The 24,811-nt window shown below is 69.5% G+C and carries 20 protein-coding genes and 1 pseudogene; 9 read left to right on the forward strand and 12 right to left on the reverse strand.

The genetic code is table 11. The annotated features are described in order from the left end of the window. Window positions 1-41: 41 nt before the first annotated feature. The 4 genes and pseudogenes from OG842_RS35545 to OG842_RS35560 form a co-directional block, all read right to left on the reverse strand. Window positions 42-450, reverse strand: a pseudogene (locus OG842_RS35545) (MFS transporter); the annotation flags it as partial. A 69-nt stretch (window positions 451-519) separates the two neighbouring features. After that, on the reverse strand, window positions 520-657 hold the full coding sequence (locus OG842_RS35550) for a hypothetical protein (protein ID WP_266734965.1): 138 nt from the start codon (window positions 655-657) through the stop codon (window positions 520-522). Between the two features lie 191 nt (window positions 658-848). Beyond that, window positions 849-1,805, reverse strand: coding sequence for an aldo/keto reductase (locus OG842_RS35555; protein WP_266734964.1), 957 nt, complete (start codon window positions 1,803-1,805; stop codon window positions 849-851). Beyond that, window positions 1,802-3,724, reverse strand: a complete 1,923-nt coding sequence (locus OG842_RS35560; RefSeq protein ID WP_266734962.1) for a hypothetical protein — start codon at window positions 3,722-3,724, stop codon at window positions 1,802-1,804. Before OG842_RS35560 ends, OG842_RS35555 begins: the two co-directional genes overlap by 4 nt. Window positions 3,725-3,859: 135 nt before the next feature. Here OG842_RS35560 and OG842_RS35565 point away from each other — a divergent pair, with 135 nt between their 5' ends. The 3 genes from OG842_RS35565 to OG842_RS35575 all read left to right on the forward strand — a co-directional run bounded on the left by OG842_RS35565 (window position 3,860) and on the right by OG842_RS35575 (window position 6,630). Continuing rightward, complete coding sequence (locus OG842_RS35565; RefSeq protein WP_266734961.1) at window positions 3,860-4,684, forward strand: amidohydrolase family protein; 825 nt, start codon at window positions 3,860-3,862, stop codon at window positions 4,682-4,684. 123 nt (window positions 4,685-4,807) lie between these two features. Beyond that, window positions 4,808-5,794, forward strand: coding sequence for an acetylxylan esterase (locus OG842_RS35570; protein ID WP_266734960.1), 987 nt, complete (start codon window positions 4,808-4,810; stop codon window positions 5,792-5,794). A 68-nt stretch (window positions 5,795-5,862) separates the two neighbouring features. Next, complete coding sequence (locus OG842_RS35575; protein WP_266734959.1) at window positions 5,863-6,630, forward strand: GntR family transcriptional regulator; 768 nt, start codon at window positions 5,863-5,865, stop codon at window positions 6,628-6,630. 88 nt (window positions 6,631-6,718) lie between these two features. Here the strand turns inward: OG842_RS35575 and OG842_RS35580 are convergent, their stop codons facing one another. The 5 genes from OG842_RS35580 to OG842_RS35600 form a co-directional block, all read right to left on the reverse strand. Then, complete coding sequence (locus OG842_RS35580; RefSeq protein WP_266734958.1) at window positions 6,719-8,695, reverse strand: right-handed parallel beta-helix repeat-containing protein; 1,977 nt, start codon at window positions 8,693-8,695, stop codon at window positions 6,719-6,721. 101 nt (window positions 8,696-8,796) lie between these two features. Then, window positions 8,797-9,708, reverse strand: a complete 912-nt coding sequence (locus tag OG842_RS35585; RefSeq protein WP_266734957.1) for a carbohydrate ABC transporter permease — start codon at window positions 9,706-9,708, stop codon at window positions 8,797-8,799. A gap of 13 nt (window positions 9,709-9,721) precedes the next feature. Further along, window positions 9,722-10,648, reverse strand: a complete 927-nt coding sequence (locus tag OG842_RS35590) for a carbohydrate ABC transporter permease (protein WP_266734955.1) — start codon at window positions 10,646-10,648, stop codon at window positions 9,722-9,724. Beyond that, window positions 10,627-11,871 carry an ABC transporter substrate-binding protein gene (locus OG842_RS35595; RefSeq protein WP_266734953.1) on the reverse strand — a complete coding sequence of 415 codons (1,245 nt, stop codon included), beginning with the start codon at window positions 11,869-11,871 and terminating at the stop codon, window positions 10,627-10,629. The genes OG842_RS35590 and OG842_RS35595 overlap by 22 nt, the downstream gene beginning before the upstream one ends. Window positions 11,872-12,186: 315 nt before the next feature. Further along, window positions 12,187-13,479 carry an alpha-L-fucosidase gene (locus OG842_RS35600; protein WP_443064027.1) on the reverse strand — a complete coding sequence of 431 codons (1,293 nt, stop codon included), beginning with the start codon at window positions 13,477-13,479 and terminating at the stop codon, window positions 12,187-12,189. 85 nt (window positions 13,480-13,564) lie between these two features. Here OG842_RS35600 and OG842_RS35605 point away from each other — a divergent pair, with 85 nt between their 5' ends. Continuing rightward, a complete protein-coding gene (locus OG842_RS35605) occupies window positions 13,565-14,398 on the forward strand; it encodes a ribonuclease activity regulator RraA (protein WP_266734952.1) in 834 nt (277 codons plus the stop codon). Between the two features lie 240 nt (window positions 14,399-14,638). Here OG842_RS35605 and OG842_RS35610 read toward each other — a convergent pair whose 3' ends face one another. Then, a complete protein-coding gene (locus tag OG842_RS35610) occupies window positions 14,639-15,625 on the reverse strand; it encodes a LacI family DNA-binding transcriptional regulator (RefSeq protein WP_266737271.1) in 987 nt (328 codons plus the stop codon). A gap of 261 nt (window positions 15,626-15,886) precedes the next feature. On the opposite strand from OG842_RS35610, the gene OG842_RS35615 reads away from it, so the two are divergent. The 5 genes from OG842_RS35615 to OG842_RS35635 all read left to right on the forward strand — a co-directional run bounded on the left by OG842_RS35615 (window position 15,887) and on the right by OG842_RS35635 (window position 21,970). Next, window positions 15,887-16,813: a carbohydrate ABC transporter permease gene (locus OG842_RS35615; RefSeq protein ID WP_266734950.1), complete on the forward strand. Its 927-nt coding sequence runs from the start codon at window positions 15,887-15,889 to the stop codon at window positions 16,811-16,813. Window positions 16,814-16,817: 4 nt separating this feature from the next. Then, entirely contained in the window at window positions 16,818-17,756 is a 939-nt protein-coding gene (locus tag OG842_RS35620; RefSeq protein WP_266734948.1) for a carbohydrate ABC transporter permease, read from the forward strand. 94 nt (window positions 17,757-17,850) lie between these two features. Next, entirely contained in the window at window positions 17,851-19,191 is a 1,341-nt protein-coding gene (locus OG842_RS35625) for an ABC transporter substrate-binding protein (protein WP_266734946.1), read from the forward strand. An 85-nt stretch (window positions 19,192-19,276) separates the two neighbouring features. Then, window positions 19,277-21,328: a beta-galactosidase gene (locus tag OG842_RS35630; protein ID WP_266734944.1), complete on the forward strand. Its 2,052-nt coding sequence runs from the start codon at window positions 19,277-19,279 to the stop codon at window positions 21,326-21,328. Between the two features lie 345 nt (window positions 21,329-21,673). Beyond that, complete coding sequence (locus OG842_RS35635) at window positions 21,674-21,970, forward strand: hypothetical protein (protein WP_323185849.1); 297 nt, start codon at window positions 21,674-21,676, stop codon at window positions 21,968-21,970. A gap of 82 nt (window positions 21,971-22,052) precedes the next feature. On the opposite strand, the gene OG842_RS35640 is transcribed toward OG842_RS35635, so the two are convergent. Together OG842_RS35640 and OG842_RS35645 are read right to left on the reverse strand one after the other, a co-directional pair. Further along, window positions 22,053-23,396, reverse strand: a complete 1,344-nt coding sequence (locus OG842_RS35640; RefSeq protein ID WP_266734942.1) for an MFS transporter — start codon at window positions 23,394-23,396, stop codon at window positions 22,053-22,055. A gap of 115 nt (window positions 23,397-23,511) precedes the next feature. Beyond that, window positions 23,512-24,810: a 2-oxo acid dehydrogenase subunit E2 gene (locus tag OG842_RS35645; protein WP_266734940.1), complete on the reverse strand. Its 1,299-nt coding sequence runs from the start codon at window positions 24,808-24,810 to the stop codon at window positions 23,512-23,514. Window position 24,811 lies beyond the last annotated feature (1 nt).

Below are 24,811 nucleotides of genomic sequence, written 5' to 3' on the forward strand. Positions count from 1 at the left end.
CTGTCACCGGCCCGTCCGGGCACGCGGATGTACGAGTTCGTTCAGGCGGGCTCTTCGGTGGCGTGGGAGTCGGTGAGGGTGAGTGCACCGCCGGCCGCGACGAGGCCGACGACGACCGCCAGCACGGTGTAGGTGATCCGCTCGCCGTGGAAGACCGACGCCACCAGTGCGTCGCCCCAGGTGCCTGCGGGCAGGCGTGTGGTGACGAGCGCCGCGATCAGGGTGCCGACCACGGCGGTGCCGATGCTGCTTCCGACCTCCTGGGCCCGTCGTTGAGCGGCAGATCGTCATGACGGTGCGCAGGCCGACGGTCATCGCGACCATGCAGGCCACGATGGCGCCGTACCCGTGGTCGACGCCCCAGGACAGGTCGGCCAGTGAGCCGGCCAGGCGGGCAGCGCCCAGCAGGCAGGCGACGCGGTGGCCGGACCGTTCCGCGAGCCGGCTTGAGCGCATTTATCTCGATCCGTCACGCAGCACGAGAATCTCCGGTGCTGGTTCGGTGCTGACTTCGGCGGATCAGTGGCGTGTAAACAGCAGGTCGTAGTTCTGATCGGATGAGTTGTCGTACCACTCGATGGTGGTCCCGACGAGGCTTGCGGCGACGATGCGCTTGAGGTTCGACGGGGCTGGCGGAAAGGTTGCTGGGGCGGCCATGGGTACCACTTCCGGACGGTTGGCGGGGACGTGTGTGCGTTGCCATACCGTAGGAAGGGGCAGTTCAGGGGCGTATGCGGTGGGACACCACAGTTCTCGGTCCGGGTGAGCGCGAGGCCACCATGACGGGCGTGCCGGGACCGGTCGCCGTCCGCCGCCGGCCGGGCGCGGCGGCGGACGGTCGTCCGTGGCTACCCGGCGCGCCCCTCCAGCAACTGCTCGGGCACGAACCCGGCCTCGGCGAGCCGCTGCCAGAGCTCGTCCGGGACCGGGAAGCGGGCGGCCGCCGCGTTCGCCGTCACCTCGGCCGCCGAACGGCAGCCGAGGACGACCGAGTCGACGCCGGCGTGCAGCAGCGGGAACTGGATCGCGGCCGCGGGCAGCGGCACCTCGTACGCTTCGCACAGCGTCCGGCACCGGCGCGCCCGCTCCAGCGTTTCCGCCGGAACCGGCCGGTAGTTGAACATGGCGCCGGGGGAAGGGTCGGCCAGCAGGCCGGTGTTGAAGACGCCGCCGACTACCACCGCGGTGCCCGTCCTGGCGCACAGCGGCAGCAGGGTGGTGAGCGCCTCGTGGTCCAGGAGCGAGAAGCGGCCCGCGATGAGCACGACGTCGACCTCGAACTCCGCCACGTACGAGGCGAGCGGACCGCTGTGGTTCATCCCGAATCCGATCGCCCGGATCAGCCCCTCGTCGCGCAGCCTGCGCACCGCCGGATAGGCAGTGCGGCGTATCTCGTCCGGGTAGTCGTCGGGGTCGTGCAGATACAGGATGTCGACGCTGGAGCGGCCCAGGCGGGTCAGGCTCGCCTCCAGGGATTCGCGGATGCCGCGCTCCGTCCAGTCGGTGACCACCTCACCGGGGGAGCCGTCCGGCCGGGGTCGCAGCAGCCATCCCGTCTTCGTGGAGATCACCGGGTCGGTGACCCCGGACGGGGCGAGCAGGCGGCCCAGGCGCTGTTCGGCGAGGCCGTGTCCGTAGCGGGGCGCGGTGTCGAAGTACGTGATCCCGGCCTCGGCCGCGGCCTCCAGGGTCGCGGCGGCTTCCTGCTCGGTGACCTCCTCGAAGAGCCCGCCCAGGGGAGCGGTGCCGATGCCGATGCGGGGCAGGGTGAAGGGCAGCCGGTTCGCTGCGGCGTTGTCGGTCATGCCGTCTCCCACGGGGAGGTGCAGGCCGCGCGGCCTGTACGCAGCGTCATGGTCAGGGTCAGTCGGATCCGTGAGTTCCCGGGCAGGCCGACGCGGCAGTACGGTCCGTCGACCGGCTGCTCGGGACCGTCGTCCACGCGGACGGTGGCGACGTGGTGCTCGGCGAACGAACCCGCCTGCACCAGCAGGGAGCGCGCCGGGTCGCCGAGGTTGATCAGCTCCACCACCGTGTGGTCCGGGCGGATGTCCGAAACGAGCGCGGCGACGTCCGCCGGAAGGCCGGGACGGCGGGCGTCCGCGTCGTGGTAGCGCAGGTGCAGTTGGGCGAGGCCGCCGTTGTAGAGGACCTGCGGGGAGCCGGTGGTCAGCTGCAGCAGCGCCTCCGTCACGACCGGGTTGAGGTGCTGCCAGTGGTGAATGTCCAGGGCGTCGGGGCCGACGGCCGGGTCGACCGTGTCGTTCTCGATGGCCTCGACCCGCTCGGCGCAGCTCGCGAGGGCGCTGCGCAGCATCCGCTCGGGGAAGTGCGGGTTGCGTCCGTGCAGGAACTCGTACCAGGGCTCCTCGTGCCCGGCCTCGTCCTTGATGCGCTGGGTGTGCACGGTGGTCCAGTCCCAGTGGGACTCCGCGCGCAGATGCTCGATCCGGTCCCGGTCGGCCTGCTCGCGGCTGAAGTGCCAGAGCGCGAGCGGGAGCTGGCCGGGCATGACGGTGAAGTCGAACCAACCGGAGTCGTTGTGCCGCTGGGGCACCATGAGGGTGCGCTCGGCCGTCATCGAGCGCAGGTGGGGCTCCCAGCGCTCGCCGAGCGTGCCCATCCGGTCGGCGCCGCGCTGCTCGGCGTGGCGCAGCACCACGTCCAGGGGGTTGCGGGCGAGGTCCAGGAAGCCCCGGTCCCCGGTGAGCAGCGTCGCGTTCGCCGCGCCGATGACGGTGGCGCTCCCGACGGGGGACAGGCCGTGCGGCCACGACCATCCGTAGTGCCCGCCGTACCAGCGGCCGTCCAGGTACTCGCCCACCACACCGTTCAGGCCCACGTTGTCGGGCACGACGTCACGCCCCGCCAGCCGCTCCTGCCACACGGCGACATATTCGGCCACCCAGTCCGCGTAGCGCTGTTCGCCGCTGAGCAGGAAGGCGTTGGTGGCCAGACCGGTGGCGGCCAGGTTCACGATCGTGTCACCGCGGCCCATCCGGTCCCACATCGCACGGCCGTACGCGCGGGCACGCTCGGGCGAAGCGGCCAGGTCGTCGAAGGACATGACGTCGTCGACCCCGTCCAGCGGCAGGCCGTACGGGCGCAGGGCCAGGCTCCACGGGAAGTGCGCTTCTTCGTCGCTGAAGCCGAAGCGCGGTCCGGCCGAGCCGTTGTGCGGAGCACGCAGGAGCCGGTTCGCGGGATCGTAGTTGGGGCCGCCGGGAAGGTAGAAGTCGGCGAAACGCAGGGCGAGTTCACGCAGCTCAGCGTCTTCCGGGTCGGCGAGGCACAGGCCGTAGAAGAGGAGCAGGCCCTCGCCCTGGTGGAACCAGTCGTAGCCGCGCTCCAGGCCGTCGACGAGCATGCCCATCTCGGTGAGCTGCGCGGTGACCCCGCGCCAGTGCCGCCGCGCCGCGGTCAGCAACTCCGCGCTGCCACCCAGCAGATACAGCGTCGGCCAGTTGAAGAACGGCTCGTAGAAGTCGTCCACACCGTCCCGGCCGTCCATTCCCCGGCCGAGCGTGTCGCGGAAGACGAGACGGCCGTCGCCCTCGGTGTAGCGGTCGGCGAAGAGCCGCCACGCCTTGTCCTGTACGGCGAACAACTCCCTCTCCAGGTAAGCCCACCGGGGGACCTCGGTGACGCGCCGGGACGCGGTCAGCAGAGGTCCGTGCGGCTCGCCCACTGTGCGCGTGCCACCGGTTCGTTCAGGCCTGAGCATCGAGAACACCTGCACCCTCGTCACGTACGGATTGAATAATCGCCCATCGATAGCCGATGGTTAGACTCACGGGCAGGGAGCCGACGTGTCAATACTCCGGAGCGGCCCCGAAGAGCCCCGAGAAGGAGGCGCACCGTGATCGACTGCCATGTCCACCTGTGGGATCCGGCCGAGGGGTTCCCGTGGATCCGGCCGGGCAGCGAGCTCCATCGCGCCTTCGACGAGGCCGACTTGGAGCGCTCGGGTGAAGGTCTCGACCTGGCGGGGGCGATCCTGGTCGAGGCGTCGCGCGGCGACGCGGGAGAGACGCTCGCCCTGCGTGAACTGCGCCTGCGCCGCCCGGACCTGGTCGCCGGTTACGTGGCCAACCTGCACGTCCACGGCGCCGGCGGCCCCGGCCCGTTCCGCGCCCTCCTGCACGAGCTCGGCGACCTTCGCCCGGGCGGGATGCGGCTCGGCGGCGCCACGTGGGCGGACACCCCCGAGCCGGCCCGCGCGCTCGTCCCGGTGCTGGCCGAAGCCAGTACGGCACTGGAACTCAACCTCCACCGGGGCGCGTTGAAGGAGGCGGCCGATGTCGCCGACCGGCACCCCGGGCTGACCGTCGTCGTCGACCACCTGGGCAACGCACCGGACCCGCGCACACCTGCGGCGGGGGGCTGGTACCGCGACGTGGAGCGCGCCGCCGCGAGCCCGGGCGTGGTGGTGAAGATCTCCGGGCTGCTCACCCAGCAGCACGGGGTGGAGCGGCGGCGCGTCGCGCACATGGTGCGACACGTCGTGGACGTGCTCGGCCCCGACCGCGCTCTCGTCGGCTCGGACTGGCCGATCTGCCTGCCCCGCGGCTCACGGGCCGACTCGCTCACGGCGTCCGCGCTCGGCCTGGCCCATCTGACGGCAGATCAGCGGCATCGGGTACTGCACACGACCGCGGTCCGGGTGTACGGACTCGGCGGATGACCGTACGCGTGGTTGACAGTGCTCGAACGCCCCTGATTCGATTCTCTCGATGATCGATAGGCGATGAACAGTGACCGGCTCCGCCTCGCCGAGAGTCGGTCCCGACCTCCGCGGAGATGCCCCATGGCACATTTCGACCTGTCCCTGGACGAGCTGGAGAGATACCGTCCGGCCCTCACCGAGCCGGGCGACTTCGACACGTTCTGGCAGGAGACACTCGGCCGGCAGGAGGAGTTCGGCCTCGCCGCGACGTTCGAGCCGGTGCACAACGGGCTCGCCACGATCGACACCTTCGACGTGACCTTCGCCGGCTACGGCGGCCACCCCGTGCGCGGCTGGTTCCACCTGCCGGTGACCCGCACCGGCCCGCTGCCGGTCGTCGTGGAGTATCTGGGCTACGGCAGCGGCCGGGGCGCCCCGCACGAGAAGCGACTGTGGGCGGACGCGGGCTACGCGCACCTCGTCATGGACACCCGGGGCCAGGGCGCCGAGACCCCCGACCCCGACCCGGCCGCCGGTGACATCGCCGCGCCCGGCTTCCTCACCCGCGGCGTGCTCGATCCGCGCCGCTACTACTACCGGCGCCTGTACACCGACGCGGTGCGCGCCGTCGCCGCCGCGCGCACGCACCCGGACGTCGACCCGGCCCGCACCGTGGTCACCGGCACCAGCCAGGGCGGCGGGATCGCGCTCGCCGCGGCGGGTCTCGTCCCCGACCTCGTGGCCGTCATGCCGGACGTGCCGTTCCTGTGCCACTTCCCGCGCGCCACCACGATCACCGACCTGCCGCCGTACGTCGAGGTCGCCAGGTTCGTGAAGCTGCACCGCGAGCACGCGGCCACGGTCGCCCGCACCATGTCCTACTTCGACGGCGCCGCCCTGGCCCGCAGGGCGAATGCGCCGACGCTGTTCTCGGTCGGTCTGATGGACCGCGTCTGCCCGCCCTCCACGGTGTATGCGGCGTTCAACCATTACGGCGCCCAGCGGAATGTGGACCAGGCCGACAAGCAGATACGGACCTATCCGTTCAATGATCACGAAGGCGGCGGGCCCGCCCATGAGGTCGTCAAATTGGAATGGCTGTCCAAGCAGCTGGAAACCTCGGTGTGATTCCATCGAGAGAAGATGGGCGCGTATTATGTCGCAACTTACGTGCCCCAGTGCAGGATTGGGAATTCATGGCATCCAATGCGTCGGGTGGATTCGTCTCCACGCTGGCCACCAACAAGGACCGGTTCCGCAAGACCCTGATCTCGGACCAGGTCTACGAACTGCTCCGCCAGGCCGTGGTCGAGGGCGATCTCGCGCCGAACGACCGGGTGGTCGAATCGGAGATCGCACGGCGGCTCGGTGTGAGCCAGGCCCCGGTGCGCGAGGCGGTCAAGCGGCTCGCGCGTGAGGGCCTGTTCACGCACGTCCCGCGCCGCGGCCACTTCGTGGTCGAGATCTCCTCACAGGACGCGGAGTACGCCCGTCAGGTGCGCGAACCGCTGGAGGGCCTCGCCGCCCGGCTCGCCGCCGAGCACATCACCGAGGAGCAGCTCGCCGAGCTCGACGCGCTGGTGGAGCGGATGCGCGAGGCGGTCGCCGCGAGCGACGTGAGCGGCTTCCGCGACGCCGACATAGAGTTCCACACCCTGGTCAGCCAGTTCGCCGGCAATCCGTTCCTGGCCCGGATGTGGGAGGTCATCGAGCCGAGCCTGCGCACCCTGCGGGCCATCTCCGACCCGCTCTTCGACGGTGACTGGTGCGCCATGGCCGACGAACACGGCCGTCTCGTCGATCTGCTGCGGTCCGGGGAGCCCGACAAGGCGGCGGAGGCCTTCGCCGACCATGCCGCCGGCCGCGGGCCCGTGCCGGACGCCCGGGAGACGAAGAAGCCGCGCAAGAAGGCCGCCGCGACGAAGCGGACGGCGGCCAGGAAGACGGCGGCCAAGTCGAATTGATCCACCGACGAGGGGGCCCGATGCGAAATCCGCATCGGGCCCCCTTTGTTTTGCATGTGAGTTGCAGAGAGGCTGGCAATCCGGGGAATTATCGGCGGGCGCCCGCCGTCCACTTCGGTGCCCCGTACTGATACGCACCCAGACTCGGTGTCGCGTCCGTGGAACCGCCATTGATCCCCGGCAGCGGGATCGCCGCATTGCGCGCGGGGGATTCGGCGGTCAGCCGGTAGTCGTGGTTCGCCGCGTCGACGAAGAGCGGATCGGCCTCGGCGGGAAGGTTGTTCGACAGGACGAGACCGCCGTTCGTGGCGTCGGTCAGGCCCCGGATCGTCCCGATGTTGTTGTAGATCTTCGTGCCGGTCGACGCCTCCGGCTCCTTCACGTAGAACAGCGTCATCCCACCGGTGTTGTTGTAGACGCTGTTGTCGTGCGACCCGGTGCCCAGTCCGTTGAGCATCACCGTGCCCTCGCGGTTGCCCCAGCCCACGTTGTTCGCGATGACGAGATCGCTCTGGCCGTTGTCCGCGTAGACGCCCGAGATGCCGAACGTGGTCGAGGTCGTCGTGGGTGCCGGGTCGTGCAGCACGTTGTGGTCGATGGACGAACCCATCATGTACGCGCTGCAGCAGGTGTAGATCGCGGCGACGTCCAGGCTCAGCCGGGCGTACCCGGAGATGTCGTTGTACGCGATCAGGTCCTTGCCCGGGGTGAGGCCGGCCACCTCGTTCCACTGGAGGTTGATGCCGCTGCGGCCGACGCGGGAGATGGTGTTGTGCGTGACCGTCTGACTGTTGCCCTGTACGGCGATGCCCGCCGCGTAGGTGCCCATGTAGTCCACGTCGTGGATCACGTTGTCCGTGGCGGTGTTGTTCTGTCCGCGCAGTGCGATGCCGTTCCCGGCGCTCAGCGACAGATCGCTGTTCACGATCTTGTTGTGGGTGCCGTCGAGGATGATGCCGGTGTCGCCGACGCCCCGGGTCACCGTGCTGCCGCAGTCCGTCGCGCCCCGGGTGATGTCCGTGTAGTGCGACAGGTACTTGCCCTCGATGCCGTCGAGGGTGACACCGGTGCTGGTGGCGCCCGTCTGGATCGTGGTGGCGAACAGGCCGATGCCGGCGACCGTGGTGTGGCCGGTGTTCGTCAGGTCGAAGCCGAGGGTGCGGCGCTTGGCCTCGAAGGTGTGGGCACCGGGGTCGTCGGTGCTGTACACGTACAGGCGCTTCGTGGCCGGGTCGTAGAACCACTCGCCGGGGTGCGCGAGCTCACCGATCTTGCCGGAGAGCGCGTACCGCGTCTCCTTCGGTACGACCTTGTGGACGCACGGCGGCGCCACGTCGAGCGTCACCGAGCCGACGGCCGAACTCTTCACCTTGCCCGTGGCCGAGATGTACCAGTAGCCGGTGAGAGCGCGCGCGCCGTCCCAGTAACCGGCCGGACGGGTCAGGTCCGCGTCGGCGATCGTGGCGTCCGCGCTGCCCGCACCGGCGTACTGGAGCGTGGGGCCGAGCAGATCGAGCCCGGGGTAGGGCCATTGGGCCTCGACGCCCATCTTCTTGTCGGTGAACACCTGCACGGTGCTCACGTCCGGGCCGAGGTCGACATCCGTGCTGTAGACGTGCCCGGCCGCCACCGCGTCGCTGAACTGCGAGTCCTTGGCGAACGGGTCGGTCCTGGCGATCTCGGTGACATCGGCGGCGGTGACCGGCTCGAAGCCGCCGATCCTGGAGGAACCGCTGACCGTCACCTTCGCGCCCGGGGCGGCGCGGTAGGTGATCGGCAGTTCGGCGGTGCCGGAACGGGCCGGCACGACCGTCTCCTCGTACGTGCCGGACAGGACCAGGCACGTGTCGCCCGGCACCATCACGTCGGCGCACCTCTGGATGTGCCGGAACGGGGCCCTGGCGCTCCGGCCGCCGGCGGTGTCCTTCCCGGACGGCGCGACGTAGTAGGTCTTTCCCGGCCGGAACCCGGCCGGATGGGCGGCGGCGGGCTGACCGGCCGCCACCATGGCCAGGGCTGCGAGCAGGGCGGCTGCGGGCCACGAACCCCTGCGGGACCGTGGCATCGAACTCCTCAGCACTGCGTGGTCCTTTCTCTTCTCTCGGCTCTTGCTCGGACGGGTGAGAACGAGCCCGGTCGTCTCTCCAGGGCTCGTCCCTTCACGACTCATCCCTTCACGGCGCCGACGGTGAGACCGCTGATGATGTGGCGCTGCATGTAGATGAAGAAGATGACGACGGGCGCGACGGCGAGCAGAAGGTTGGGAAACACCTTCGTCAGGTCGGTCGAGTACTGGCTGATGCCCGCGTAGATCGCCGTCGTGACCGTGTAGTGCCCGGAGGACGGGCTGAGCAGGATCTGCGGTGAGACGAAGTCGTTCCAGATCCCGATCGAGTTGAGGATCAGCACCGTGACGACCGCCGGACGCATCAGCGGGAAGATGATGGACCAGAACGTCCGGTACCGGCCCGCGCCGTCGATCGTCGCCGCGTGGTCGATGTCCACCGGGATGGTGCGGATGAAGCCGACGAACAGGAAGATGCTCACCGGCAGCGTGGACGCCACATCGTGCGCGACCAGACCGGTCACGGTGTTGGCCAGCCCGACCTCGCGCAGCACATAGATCACCGGGATGATCACGGCGGCACCCGGGATGAACGTGCCGGCCAGGAAATACAGCAGCACCAGCTGCGTACGCCGCTTGAGACTGCGCGCGATCGCGTACGCGGCGGGGCCCGCGAGCAGGATGCACAGCACGTCCACGACCACGACGAGGAACAGCGTGAAGCCGTAGCCGCCGATGACGTTGAACTGCGGGCTGCTGATCGCGGCCGACATGTGCTCGAAGGTCAGCCCGCTCAGGGGGATCGAGAACGGGTTGTCGAGGATGTCCTGCTGCGACTTGAAGGCGTTCACCACGAGCAGATAGACCGGCACGACCATGACGACGAACAGCACGCCGAGCAGGCCCCACCGCACGGGCGAACGGGACTCGTCGCGCTCCGTGCGCCGCACGTCGTCGCTCCTGGTCGGCAAGGCCTTCGGCTTCTCGCGGACCTCTGCCTCTAGTACCACCACCAACGGCTCCTAACTAACCTGTCGCGGCTTGGTCTTGACGGTTGCGCAGCGTTGTCACAACGAGGGCGAGCACCGCGGACACCACCATCAGGAACACTGCCTGCGCGGTCGCGTACCCGACCTTGGTGCCCTCGAAGGAACGGGCGAGAATGAGGTACGTGAACGTCTGCGTCGACCCGGCCGGACCGCCGCCGGTGAGGCTGACCACGATGTCGTACGCCCGGACGAGCCCCACCAGGTTCAGCACCGTCGCCACGGTCACCACGGGCGCGATCATGGGGATCACGATCCGTGTGTTGATCTGCCGCTTGGAGGCGCCGTCCATCGCTGCGGCCTCCAGCAGCTCGGCGGGCACCGTCTGCAGGGCGGCCACGAACAGGACGACGTTGAAGCCGAATCCGGCCCACACGATCACGGCGATCAGCGAGATCAGCGCGAACTGCTCGTCGAAGAGGAAACCCAGCGGCTCGATCCCGAACTTGGCGAGTGTGTTGTTGATGGCGCCGTTGGTGCCGAGGATCGCCGCCCACAGGTAGCCGAGGATCAGCGCGCTGATGACGTGCGGGAAGTAGGCGACGGCCCGGAAGAACGAGTTGGTGCGCGAACGGCCCTTGAGAGCCAGCGCGTACACGAGCCCCAGTCCCACCATGAGGACCGTGCCGGCCACGGCGACCAGCCCCGTCACGTACCAGGCGTCCGACGAACTCGGATCGTCGAACAGGTGCTTGTAGTTGTCGAGCCCGGTGAACGTGGCGGTGGAGAAGCCGTCCCAGTCGGTCAGACTGAGATACACCGCGACGCCCACCGGCACGACGGTCATCACCGTGTAGAGCAGTACGGCCGGGCCCATCATCGCGAGGGTGACGGCCGAGTCCCGAAGCCTGGCCCGGCGTCGCCCCCGGTGCTTCAGTCCCGCGTTCAGCTCTGCGAGTTCCACCACTTGTCCAATCCTTCGGCCGCGCCCGCGGGGGACGAGCCCGTGTACAGGGACTGGATCTGCTTGTTGAGCTCGTCGCTGAACCCGGCGATCGGCTGGCTCTTCCCGGACTTCACGATCACCGACGGCGCCTTGTCCAGGATCTTCTGCACGGACGAACCGAGGCTGGACATCGGGTACGTGAAGCCCTCACGCAGATTGGCGTCGGAGGCGAGCTGGCTCTTGAGGGCCTTCGGGTCGGTGGTCGCCCACTTCACGAACTCGATCGCCTCGGCCTTGTGGCGCGACTTGTTCACCACCACGTACGGGTTCGAGATGTTGCCGAACTGGCCGGACGGGTAGGCCCCGTCGGTCGGCATGGTGAACACGCCGATGTCGTCGCTCTTCTTCGCGGCGTCGGCGGCGGGCACGAAGAACGAACCCATGATGTACATCGCGGACTTGCCGTTCAGGAAGGCCGTCTGGCCGTCCGCGTAGGTGAGGCCGAGCGCGCTCTTGTCCAGGTAGCCCTTGTCGATCCAGCTCTTGTAGTGCTCCAGGTAGGGCAGGTAGCCGCTCTTCGCGAAGGAGGCCTTCCCGTCCTTGCGCTTGGCCGTCCACTCGGGGTCGGCGGTGAGCACACCCGCGTCGGCCATCATGGAGAACTGGGAGCCGGTGACCCACTGACCGGCGGTCTGCAGCGGCTTGAAGCCGGCTCCCTTCAAGCTGCCCATGGCCGAAGTGAACTGATCCAGGGACCGGATGTTCGTGGCGTCGATCCCGGCCTTCTCGAAGGCGGCCTTGCTGTAGAACACGAGCGACTGGATCTGCTCACCCACACCGACCACGTAGTGCTTGCCGTCGATGGCGTACTGGTCGGCCAGCGGCGTCTTGGTGGTCCAGGGCTGGTCGGACAGGTCGGCGAAGAGCGACGCGGTTTCGGCGGTCGGCGTGATCTGCTGGGCGACATCCGGCGGATCGCCCGCCGCCAGGTCCTGCCTCAGCTTCGCGTCCGCCGAGATCGTGCCGGTCAGTTCGAGCTTGACCGTCACTCCGGGGTGGGATTTCTCGTACGTGTCGAAGAGATCGTTCCAGTACTTCTCCGTCAGGTTCGGCGTGATGTTCACGATGACGCGGAGGGTCGTGCCCTCCGAGGCCTGGTCGGAGCCGTTGCCGCAGGCGACGGCCGATGCCATCACGAGGGGAGCCACGGCGAGTCCGCAGGTACGGCGCCACATTTTCTTCATCGGGACACGCTCCGTTGCGTAGTCGTGAATAATCGATAGTTGGTGTTCAGTCGCAGAGTTCCCGGTGGAGCTGTGATGGGAGGGGGGTGCGGGCGGCCGATCGGTACGGTCGCCCGGAGGGGTGGCGCGATGCGGCGAAGGCGGGGCGGGGCCCTCGCCTCTGTGTCTATCGTCTATCGATTGCTGATGCTAAAGGGCTGCATCTCGCTTCTTCAAGAGTGCTGCGGCAATGCTCTGAGTTCCTTTCCCCGGTTCCGGTCGGCTCCGTCGGCGAGCAACCACCGCACGGCGACGAGGCCTTGGGCACCAGGGAGATCACTCCTGCCCGTCCAGCTCCAGCTCGATCACCGGGAGCAGCACGTCGGGCCGGGCGATCGGCAGGGTCAGGGTCAGGGTGCCCGCAGGCTGGTTCGGCGGCGCGAGGTTGTTGTGCTCGTGCCGTGTGCCGTCCATCTCCTGGAACCGGATCTCCGAACCGTCGTGCAGGAGTTGGGCGTAACGCACCCGCCCGGCCAGTCCCGGCAGGTGGAGGTGTCTGAGCGGCCAGGCCAGCAGGTGCAGATACAGGCGGCGGCCGGCCTGCGTGTACAGGGCGTTCGCCGGCGCCTCGAACGCGCTCGGCCCCGCGCCCTGCACGGAACGCGCGTGCAGCCGGGTCCACTCGCCGATGGCTCCGAGCGTGGCGCGGGCTCGCGGGTCCAGGGCGCCGCGGCCGGTGGGTCCGACGTTCAGGATGAGATTGCCGCCGCAGGCGACGGACTGCACCAGCATGCGGACCAGTAGCGCGGGGTCCTTGTAGTCGTGGTTGTCGCGGTCGTATCCCCACGAGCCGTTGAGGGTGTGGCAGGCCTCCCACATCACCCGCTCACCGCCGCGCTCCAGCGGCCGGTCGGGCTGGTACTGCTCGGGCGTCACGTAGTCGCCGGGGATGCCGAGCCGGTCGTTGACGAGGATGCCGGGCTGCAACTCCTTCACCAGGGAGCGGAGTTGCCCGGCACCCCACTCCTGTGGCCCCTTCTCCGGATATGTGAAGTCGAAGAAGAGCAGGTCGATCGGGCCGTAGGCGGTGAGGAGCTCGCGTATCTGCCCCTCCATGTACGCGCGGTAGCGTGCCATGTCACGCGGCTCCTGCTCGGCCGCGGTGCCGCGCAGCGGATGGTGCTCGTCGACCGTGAAGTCGGGGTGGTGCCAGTCGAGCAGCGAGTAGTACAGGCCGACGCGCAGGCCCTCGGCGCGCATCGCGTCGACGAACTCGCGCACCAGGTCCCGGCCCGTCGCGCGCACCGAGGTGTAGTCGGACAGCGCCGAGTCGAACAGGCAGAAACCGTCGTGGTGCTTGGCAGTCAGCACCGCGTATCGCATGCCCGACTCGCGTGCCGTACGCGCCAGTTGCGGGGCATCGAAGAGATCGGGATCGAAGCGGTGCAGGTAACGGTCGTACGCCTGCTGCGACATGGATTCCCGGCTGCGCACCCACTCGTGCCGGGCCGCCAGGCTGTACAGGCCGAAGTGGACGAACAGTCCGAAGCGAGCGGCCTCGAACCACCCGGTGGGATCAGGGGAGTCGGTGGAAGCATCGGTCACGGAAGGCTCCTGACGCATTGACATCACTAATCGATTGGCTGTTATCTACCATCGATAGGCGATGGTGTCACTGGCGTTGTGCGCGACGAGCGCACGGAGAGGCAAGTGCATGAACCCGACAGGGGATCAGGAAACGCCGTCGACGGGGGAGACCCGCGTCAGTGGGACGGGGGAGGGCCGTCGTTACGAATCGACGCGAGCGCCGGCCCACACCGCGGACTACGTACGGCCCACCTCACAGATGGTGGAGGCCCTCAAGGACGTGAGCGCGGCGACGGCCTGCGCGAAGCTGCACCAGATGGGCATCACCCGGACGTTCATCGACGGTCCCGTACCGCTGCACCGCGAACCGGACGTGAAGGTCACCGGCGGTGCCGTGACACTGCAGTTCCTGCCGCAGCGCGAGGACGTCTTCAACGGCGCGGAGCAGGAGGACATCGAGCGCAAGACCGCGCTGTGGGGCGTCCTGGAATCCATCCGGCCCGGCGACGTGCTCGTCGTCTCGGCCTACGGCAGTCACTTCACCGGTTGCCTCGGCGACATGCTCGTGCGTTACTTCAAGCTGCGCGGCGGTGCCGGGATCGTGGTCGACGGACGGGTGCGGGACGCGGCCCGGGTCCGGGCACTCGGCGTGCCCATCTGGTGCACCGGCGTCACCCCGCACTACGCCTCGCAGACCGAGCTGTTCCCGTCCGCGTTCAACGTGCCCGTCGGTGTCGGCGGCTCCCTGGTGACCCCCGGCGACCTGATCGTGGCCGACGAGGACGGCGCCGTCGTCGTGCCGCAGCGGAATGCGATCCCGCTTTCCGAGGATTCCCTGCTGCACCAGGACCGGGAGGAGTTCGCGCGCCGCCGCCTCGACGAGGGCGGACGGCTCTCCGACTACTACCCGCTCACCGGCGAGGGCCTGACCGAGTACCTGGCGAGCCGGCCCGCCACCTGAGCCGGGCGGGCGCGCGGACGGAGCGGGGACGGGTCGGGACGGAACGGGCGCGCGGACGGAGCGGTCCCCGGGTGGGTGGTGCGGGCTCCGGGTGGCGCGGAAGGTGCGAGGTCGGCGGTGGGCGGCCGCGCGGGGCGGCGTCCTGGGCCGGGGAAGGGAGGCGACCGCGGTGCCGGGTGGCGCGGATGGCGCCACCGGCACAGGCTTCGCCGCCCGAGCGCCCCGGCCGCCGGCACGCTCTCAGCCGCGTCCGGGCGCCGTGCTGTCCCGTACCACCAGCCGGGTGGGCACCAGCGTCGTTCCCCGCTCCTCCCCGCCCTGCCGTACCTGGCGCAGGGCGCTCTCCACACAGCGGCGGCCGACCTCGGCGAAGTCCTGGTGGACCGTGGTCAGCGGGGGAAGGAACGAGCCCGACTCCGGGATGTCGTCGAAGCCGATGACCGAGACGTCCTGGGGGACCTTGCGGCCGCGCTCGTTCAGGGCGCGCAGCAGGCCCAGCGCCATCTGGTCGTTGGCGGCGAACACCGCGGTGCAGTCGGACTGTTCGGCCAGGTGGAGGCCGGCGCGGTAGCCCGACTCCGCCGACCAGTCGCCGCGCACCAGGGGCGGCGGCACTCGACCGGCCTCCTCGAGTGCCTTGCGCCAGGCGTCCGTTCGGCGTTGCGCCGCGTACGACGCCTCCGGTCCGGCGAGATGCCACACGGTGTGGTGTCCGAGGCCGAGCAGATGCTGCACGGCATCCCGGGTGCCGCCCGCCTGGTCGGTGTCGACGACCGCGTACCGGTCCCCGGCGTCCGAGTCCGCGACCACGATCTTCACGTGCGGCGGCAGCGACAGGGGCGCCGAATCGAGCAGATGGACCTCCATGATGACGATGACGGCGTCCACCGCCAGCTCGCCCAGCCGGGAGAAGGCGCCGCGCACCTCGTCCTGGGTGGGGACCGCGACCGGCATCAGCGTGACCGAGTACCCCTCCTGCGCGGCCGATGTCGCGATGGCCTCCAGCGTGCGCATGTTGCCCGTCGTGGACAGGGTGAACGTGATCACGCCGATCGTGCGGAACTCGCCCCGCTTGAGCGCGCGGGCCGCGCTGTTGGGTCGGTAGCCGAGCTCCTTCATCGCCGTGAGCACCCGTTGCCGCGTCTCCTCGTTGACGCCGGGGAAGCCGTTGGAGACGCGCGACACCGTCTGCGCCGAGACCCCCGAGACCCGGGCCACGTCCGCCATCGACGCGCTCTGCGCACGGCGCCGGCCGCCGGCCCCGCCTCGTGCCGGGGCGCTGTCGGTTGCTCCCACCGTCCCCCCTCACCAGCTGCCCCGTTCGTATACCGGGAGACAGACTCTTGACCGTGATCAACGGGGCGGTGTAAACATGCCGCCACCCGATGTTTACGTAAACATATCAGCCGTCAGTGCCTTGCACGCCGAAATGGTTACGCAAACATCGAGGTCACCACCCGCGAGGGATGTACGAGTGAGGGACGCAAGATGACGACGCTTCAACCGTCGGCGGCCACGGGGCCCCGCCCGGCCGGACCACCGGTGCGACGGGCACGCCGCTCGTGGACGGGATGGGGGTTCATCGGCCCCTTCGTCCTCGTCTTCGCGCTGGTCTTCCTGGCACCGCTCGGGTACTCGATCTACTTGAGCCTCTTCCGGACCCAGCTCATCGGCGGCACTGCCTTCGTGGGCTTCGACAACTACCAACAGGCCCTGCAGGACGGCCAGTTCTGGGAAGGGGTCGGGCGCGTCGGCCTGTTCCTCCTCATCCAGGTGCCGATCATGCTGGGGCTCGCGCTGCTGATCGCGCTCGCCCTCGACAGCGGCCGCCTCTACGGCAAGGACTTCTTCCGGATCGCCGTCTTCCTGCCGTACGCGGTGCCCGCCGTCGTCGCCTCCCTCATGTGGGGCTTCATCTACGGCACCCGCTTCGGCCTGGTCGGCGACATCAACGACGCGTTCGGCGTGAAGCTGCCCGACCCGCTCTCCTCCGACCTGATCCTGGCGTCCATCGGCAACATCGTGACCTGGGAGTTCGTCGGCTACAACATGCTGATCTTCTTTGCCGCGCTGCGGGTGGTCCCGCACTCGCTGTACGAGGCGGCGGAGATCGACGGCGCGGGACAGTGGCGCGTCATCTCGGCGATCAAACTGCCGGCCATCCGCGGCGCGCTCGTCATCGCCACCATCTTCTCGATCATCGGCAGCTTCCAGCTCTTCAACGAGCCCGCCATCCTCCAGAAGCTGGCACCGAACGCGATCACCACCGACTACACCCCGAACTACTACACGTACTCGCTGTCCTTCTCCGGCCAGCAGCACAACTACTCCGCGACGGTCGCCATCGTCATGGGCGTGATCACCATGGTCGTCGCCTACGTCGTCCAGCTGCGCGGCATGCGCAAGGGAGCGTGACCCGATGACCGGACCGACCACCGCCACCGCCCCCCGCCCCGCCGCTCCGGCGAAGTCCGCCGCCCCGCGCCTTCGCGCCCCGCGCCGCCACACCCCCGGGCGCCCCAGGCGCAGTGTCCTGCTGACCCTGCTCACCGCGGTCGTCGTGCTCTACAGCCTCGTCCCGCTGCTGTGGCTGCTGATCAGCGCCACCAAGACACAGGGGGGACTGGCGCGCTCGTTCGGCCTCTGGTTCGACGGGGACTTCGCCCTGTGGGACAACATCGCCCAGACCTTCACCTACCAGGACGGTGTCTTCGGCCGCTGGCTCCTCAACACCCTGCTGTACGTGGTGGTGGGCGCGGGCGGTGCCACCTTCCTCGCGGTGCTCGGTGGGTACGCGCTCGCCAAGTTCGCCTTCCCGGGCAAGCGGGCCGTGTTCGCGGTCGTCATCGGCGCGGTCGCGGTGCCGACCACGGCGCTCGCCGTCCCGACGTTCCTCATGTTCAGCAAGATCGGCCTGACCGACACCCCGTGGGCGGTCATCGTCCCGTCCCTGATCTCGCCGTTCGGCCTGTATCTGATGTGGGTGTTCGCCACCGAGGCGATCCCCACCGAGCTGATGGAGGCGGCCCGCATCGACGGCGCGAACGAGGTGCGCACCTTCTTCCGGGTCGCGCTGCCACTGCTGGCGCCCGGGACGGTCACCGTCCTGCTCTTCACCACGGTCGCGACGTGGAACAACTACTTCCTGCCGCTGATCATGCTGAAGGACCCCGACTGGTACCCGCTGACCGTCGGACTCGACGCATGGAACAAGCAGGCCTACGCGGCCGGCGGCGAGGTCGTGTTCAACCTGGTGATCACCGGCTCGCTGATCACCATCGTGCCGCTGATCGCAGCGTTCCTGATGCTCCAGAAGTACTGGCAGTCCGGTCTCGCTGCCGGAAGCGTCAAGGAGTAGACGCAGCCAGGAACCCAGCCTTCACCGCCCCCGAGAACCCTCTGTAGAAGCACGACAACCCTCTGTAGAACCACGACGAAGTGGAAGCATCGCCATGCCCAAGAACCCCCGCCGCCTGCTGCGCGGCATCGGTCTCGTCTGCGCCCTCGCCCTCGGGGTGACCGCCTGCGGCGGCTCCGACGACGAGGACTCCGCACAGAAGAAGGTCGGCGCGGCCGACATCCAGGCCGCCCTGAAGAAGGGCGGCACGGTAACCGTGTGGGCGTGGGAGCCCACCCTGAAGCAGGTCGTCGCCGACTTCGAGAAGAAGTACCCGAAGGTCGACGTCAAGCTGGTCAACGCGGGCACCAACAACGACCAGTACAAGGCCCTGCAGAACGCGATCTCGGCCAAGAAGGGCGTCCCCGATGTCGCGCAGATCGAGTACTACGCCCTCAGCCAGTACGCGCTGACGAAGTCGGTCACCGACCTCAAGCCGTACGGTGCCGACAAGCTGGCCGACACGTACTCCCCGGGCCCGTGGAACGCGGTGCGGGCCGGTGACGGCGTCTACGGCCTGCCGATGGACTCCGGGCCGATGGCGCTCTTCTACAACAAGAAGGTCTTCGACAAGTACGACATCGCCGTGCCGACGACATGGGACGAGTACGTCGAGGCGGCCGGCAAGCTGCACAAGGCGGACCCGAAGGCATACATCACCAGCGACCTCGGCGACGCGGGCCTGACCACCAGCCTTCTGTGGCAGGCCGGGGCGCACCCGTACAAGGTCGACGGCACCAAGGTCGGCATCGACTTCACCGACGAGGGCTCGAAGAAGTACACCGCGACCTGGCAGAAGCTCATCGACGAGAAGCTCCTCTCGCCGATCGCCGGATGGAGCGACGACTGGTACAAGGGCCTCGGTGACGGCACCATCGCCACACTGCCCACCGGTGCGTGGATGCCCGCCAACTTCGCCTCCGGCGTGAAGGGCGCCTCCGGCGACTGGCGCGCCGCCCCGCTGCCGCAGTGGACCAAGGGCGCGACGGCCAGCGCGGAGAACGGCGGCAGCTCGCTCGCGCTGCCCGAGCTCGGCGGCAACAAGGAACTCGCGTACGCCTTCGTCGAGTACGCCAACTCCGGTGCGGGCGTGCAGACCCGCGTCGAGAACGGCGCGTTCCCCGCTACCACGAAGGACCTGGACTCCGAGGCGTTCCAGAACACCGAATTCCCGTACTTCGGCGGCCAGAGGGCCAACAAGGTCTTCGCCGAGTCCGCGAAGAACGTGCCCACCGACTGGAAGTACCTGCCGTACCAGGTGTACGCCAACTCGATCTTCAACGACACCGTCGGCAAGGCCTACATCTCCGGCACCAGGCTGGACCAGGGCCTGAAGGCCTGGCAGGACGCGTCCGTCAAGTACGGCACGGAGCAGGGATTCACCGTCGAGAAGTAGCCCCCGGAGCCTTCCGGGCTCCTGACCGCACCACAGCCACAGCCATCGTCATCTCCACCTGACCTTGGACCCCGAAAGGACCTGCATGACCTCCCCCCGCACCACCCGCTTCCCCTACCCGGCGGGCGGCGACGGCAGCCGACGCCTCGGCTACGGCGCCGACTACAACCCCGAGCAGTGGCCGCGGGAGGTGTGGGAGGAGGACGTCCGGCTGATGCGCGAGGCCGGCGTGAACATCGTCTCCCTGGCGATCTTCTCCTGGGCCCGGCTCCAGCCCACCGCCGACACCTGGGACTTCGGCTGGCTCGACGAGGTGATGGACCTGCTGCACGCGGGCGGCATCGGCGTCGACCTGGCCACCGCGACCGCGTCCCCGCCGCCTTGGCTCACCACCGCCCACCCGGAGATCCTGCCGGTGACCGCGACCGGCGAGACGCTCTGGCCGGGCGCACGCCAGCACTGGCGGCCCACCTCACAAGTCTTCCGCACCCACGCGCTGCGCCTGGTCCGGGAGCTGGCGACGCGCTACGCCGGACACCCGGCCCTGGTCGCCTGGCACGTCAACAACGAGCTGGGCTGCCACAACGTCTACGACTACTCCGACGACGCCGCTCATGCCTTCCGGGCCTGGCTGCGCCGCCGCTACACCGACCTCGACGCCCTCAACCATGCCTGGGGAACGGCCTTCTGGTCCCAGCGCTACAGCGACTGGGGCCAGATCCTGCCACCCCGCCTCGCCGCCTCGCACCCCAATCCGACGCAGCAGCTCGACTTCAAGCGGTTCTCGTCGGACGCGCTCAAGGACCATCTCCTCGCCGAGCGCGAGGTGCTGCGGGAGCTGACCCCCGACGTGCCGGTGACCACCAACTTCATGGTGATGGGCGGCACCAAGGGCATGGACTACGCGGACTGGGCGGCCTCGGGCGCGATCGACTTCGTCGCCAACGACCACTACGTCGTCCCCGGCCCGCAGGACCGCGACGAGCTCTCCTTCGCCGCAAATCTGACCAGCGGGATCGCCGGCCACCGCCCGTGGTTCCTGATGGAGCACTCCACCGGCGCCGTGAACTGGCAGCCCGTCAACCTCGCGAAGAACCCGGGGGAATTGGCGCGGGACTCGCTGCTGCACGTGGCGCACGGCGCCGACGCCGTCTGCTTCTTCCAGTGGCGCCAGTCGGCGGCCGGAGCCGAGAAGTACCACTCGGCGATGGTGCCGCACGCCGGCCCCGACAGCGCGGTCTTCCGCTCCGTCTCGGAGTTGGGCCGCACCCTCGAAGCGATCGCACCGATCGCCGGAACCGAGCGTGAACCCGCCCGCGTGGCCCTTTTGTTCGACTGGGACTCGTGGTGGGCCAGCGAGCAGGACTCCCATCCCACATCGAGGCTCGACTACCACCGCGAGGCCCTCGACTGGTACTCCGCGCTGCTGCGGCTCGGCATCCGCGCCGATGTGGTACCCGCGCACCGTACCGATCTCTCCTCGTACGACGTGGTGATCGCACCCGTGCTGCACATGGTGTCCCGGCCCTTCGGCACGGAGCTGACCCGGTACGTGGAGGGCGGCGGACACCTCGTCACCACGTACTTCTCCGGCGTCGTCGACGAGAACGACCACATCTGGCTCGGCGGCTACCCCGGCGCCCTGCGCGAGCTGCTCGGCATCCGCATCGAGGAGTTCGGGCCGCTGCTCGACGGCGACACCGTCGACCTCGACAACGCGACGACCGGCAGCGTGTGGACCGACCGGATCACGGTCACCGGACCGGACACGGAGGTGCTCGCCCACTACCGCACTGGGGCGTACGCCTCCCGCCCGGCCGTCACACGCCGTACGACGGGCGACGGGTCGGCCGCGTACGTCTCCACCCGCCTCGGCGTCGAAGGCCTCGCCGCGCTGCTGCCGGAGCTGCTCGCACCGACCGGCGTGACCAGTGAACTCCCGGACGGAGCACAGGGAGTGGTCGAACTGGCGGTGCGTCGCGACGCGGGCAGCCGCTACCTCTTCCTGGTCAACCGCAGCGACGCGCCGGTGCCGCTGCCCGGTGTGACCGGTGAGCTGCTCGCCGGTCCTGCGTCGGAGGGCGGCCTCGTGCTGCCACCCCGGGAGGTGGCCGTACTCCGGCAGCCCACCCCCTGAAAGTTCGTCGCCGCTGCCGGGGCCGCTGCCGCGGGCCCGGCCCGGCAGCGACGGCCAGAGGCGACTCCACGCACTCAGGCCCCGCGGCGTCGTGCAATGGCTGATTCTCCGCCGCGCCGCGCCCCCGGTCGCGCTTCCGAAGTGCTCGTCCGCTCTCTACGGTAGAGGTGACTTCACACGCGCGCAGAACGACGGCGAGACAACGGGGGCATCGTGGAAGCGGAGTTGGCGGCGCTGGCGGCATCGGGTGCGACGACCTTGGTCGGGCACATGGTCTCGGACGCCTGGACCCATACGCGGGAGCGAGTGGCACGATTCCTTGCCCGCGGCGAGGAGACCGGTGGCGTGGACGAAGAGCTCGAGGCGTCCCGGGCGGAACTCATCGCGGCCCGTGAGGGTGAGGATCCCGACGTCGCGACGGACATCGAGGACGAGTGGCGGCTCAGGATGCGCCGAGCGCTGCGCGCGGACCCGGCCGCCGCGCAGGAACTGCGACTGCTGCTCGACGAACTGGCCCCTCGAACAGCAGATGTGCCGACCGTGACGGTCAACAACAACATCAGCGGGGGCACCCAGAGCGTGGTCAACCAGGGGCAGAATTTTTACGGCCTGCCCACTGTCCACGGTTGGGTGCCGGAATGAACAGCGAGGACGCATCGAGGGCAGCGGCGCCGGAAGTGGGCCCCATGGCGTGGACCCCGTGGGGCCCACGCCATGGGGTGCGTCAGGACGCGGACTTGGGGGAGAAGCGCAGCCGCGTGGCCGCCAGCGCGCCGAGGGCCAGCAGGACGATGGAGACCCACAGGCCGGACAGGTGGTTGCCGGTGGCGTCCTCGGCGTACCCCATGATGTAGGGGCCGACGAAGCCGCCGGTGATGCCGATGGTGTTGAGCAGCGCCAGGCCGCCCGCGAGGGTCTTGCCCGAGAGGCGGGTGGCGGGGAAGTTGAACAGCAGGGGCTGGACCACGAAGAACGCCAGGCCGGTGAAGCAGAAGCCGAGCAGGGCGATCACGGGACCGGCGACGGCGGCGACGACGAGGCCGGTGAACATCATCAGCAGGCCGACCACCACGAAGTTGCGGGAGCGCCGGGGCGTGGTCGCGCGGGGCGGCACCAGTACGGCGCCGACGGCCGCGGTGAGCCAGGGCAGTCCGGTCAGCAGGCCGATGGTGAACGGCGAGAGATCGCCCCAGCCGCCGATGATGCCGGGCAGGAAGTAGACGACGGAGTACAGGGCGACCTGATGGGTCCAGTTGGCGAAGATGGCCAGCAGCATCTGCTTGTCGCGCAGCACCGTCAGCAGCGAGCCGGAACCGGAGCCGTTGCCGGCCGCCTGGGCGCCCTCGGTCTGCTCGCGGGTGACCGCGTCCTGGACCAGCCGGGCCTCGTCCGCCGTCAGCCAGGGCGCCTTGGCCGGGCCGTCGGGCAGGAAGCGGTAGATGGCGAACGCCAGGAAGAGGCAGGGGACCCCCTCGATGACGAACATCCACTGCCAGCCGTGCCAGCCGCCGATCCCGTCCATCTCCATCAGCAGCCCGCCGAGCGGGTTTCCCACGACGCTGGCGATGGAGGCGCCGAGCAGGAGCAGCCCGATGGCCCTGCCGCGGATCTCGGAGCGGAACCAGTAGGTGAAGTAGAGCAGGATGCCCGGCAGCAGCCCGGCCTCGGCGGCGCCGAGCAGCAGCCGCATGGCGTAGAAGGACTTCTCGCCCTGCACGAAGGCCATGCAGGCGGAGATGACGCCCCAGGTCAGCATGATCCGGGTGATCCACCAGCGGGCGCCCACCCGGTACATGATCAGGTTGCTGGGCACCTCGGAGATCGCGTAGGTGAGGAAGAAGAGCCCCGCGCCCAGCCCGTAGGCCGCGGCGGAGATGCCCAGGTCGACCTCCAGGCGTTCCTTGGCCAGACCGATGTTGGTCCGGTCCAGGAACGACATGATGTAGGCGGCCAGCAGCAGCGGCATCAGCCGCCGCAGATTGCGCTGGTCCAGCTCGCCGAGCGCATCGCGCGGGGTTTCGTGTGGTGTGGCCGCACTGGGCGTGCGGGAACCGCGGATCAAAGACATCGGTGTCCTCTTGGTGTGCTCTGGCAGCCGTCGGATGCGGACGACAGGACTTAGGGGGCGAGGTCGGGCTGCCCGCGACGGTGGCGCCTCGGGCGGCCCGGCCGCCGGGGTGGGTTCAGACGACGAGCCGGACCGGGTTCTGAACGGCCTCGGTGAAGGCCGCGAGCCAGCGCGCCGCCACGGCACCGTCCACCGGACGGTGGTCCACGGACAGGACCACGCCGAGCACCTTCGCCGCGGTGACCGCACCGTCGCGGACCACCGCCTCGTCGCGTGCGGCGCCGATGGCCAGGATCGCGGCCTGCGGCGGGTTGATGATGGCGGCGAACTCCTCGACCCCGTACATGCCGAGGTTCGACACGGTGATCGATCCGCCTTCGAGGTCGGCGGGGCGCAACGCCCCGGAGCGCGCCTGCTCCGCGAACGCGCGGGTCCGCGTGGCGATCGCCGACACCGACAGGTTCTCGATCCCGCGCAGTACCGGCGTCACCAGGCCCGTGTCGGTGGCGATGGCGACCGAGACGTCGACGGAACGGAACCGGCGGACGGCTTCCGGCTGCCACACCGCGTTCATCTCGGGCACCTGGGTGTGTGCCATGGCGACGGCCTTGATCAGCAGGTCGTTGACCGAGACCTTGACCGGGCTGACGGCGTTGATCCGCTGCCGCAGGGCGAGCAGCTCGTCCACGGCGCAGGTCGCCCGGAGATAGAAGTGCGGGGTGTGCTGCTTGCTCTCCGTCAGGCGCCTGGCGATGGCCCGGCGCATCCGGGTGTGCGGGATGTCCTCGTGGTCGCCGGTGTCGGCCGGTGCGGCGGGCGCGGCGGCCTGCGGCACGGGGGCGGCCGCCAGGGGTGCCGGAGCTGCGGGCGGCGGAGTCGCCTGCGTCCGCCGCGCCGCGACGGCGGCCTCGACGTCACGCCGGACGACGCGTCCACCGGGCCCGGTGCCGGTGAGGGTCTCGATGCCGAGCCCCGCCTCCCGGGCCAGCCTGCGGGCCAGCGGACTGCTGAAGATCCGCCCGCCGCGATCCGGCCCACCGGGCGCCGGGGCGGCCGTGGGCCGTGCCACGGGCTCCTCCGGTACGTCCCGGCGCACCGCCTGCCGGGCCTCGCCGGGCGCGGTGACGCCGACACCGAGTTCCGCCAGCAGTGCGTCGAGGTCACCGACCTGTTCGCCGACGGCGCCGAGCACGGCGATCGGGTCGCCGACCTCGATCTCGACGCCGGCCTCGTACAGCGTCCTGAGCAGTACGCCGTCCCGCTCGGCGGAGACGTCCACCTCGGCCTTGTCGGTCTCGATGGAGACGAGCGCGTCGTCCTTCGTGAACGCTTCTCCCTCCGCCACCTGCCAGGCGGACAGCACGGCCGTTGCCGCGTCGGCGGCCACGGCGGGCATTCGGAACAGTTCTGCCATG

Source organism: Streptomyces sp. NBC_00376, from assembly GCF_036077095.1.
Taxonomy (GTDB): domain Bacteria; phylum Actinomycetota; class Actinomycetes; order Streptomycetales; family Streptomycetaceae; genus Streptomyces.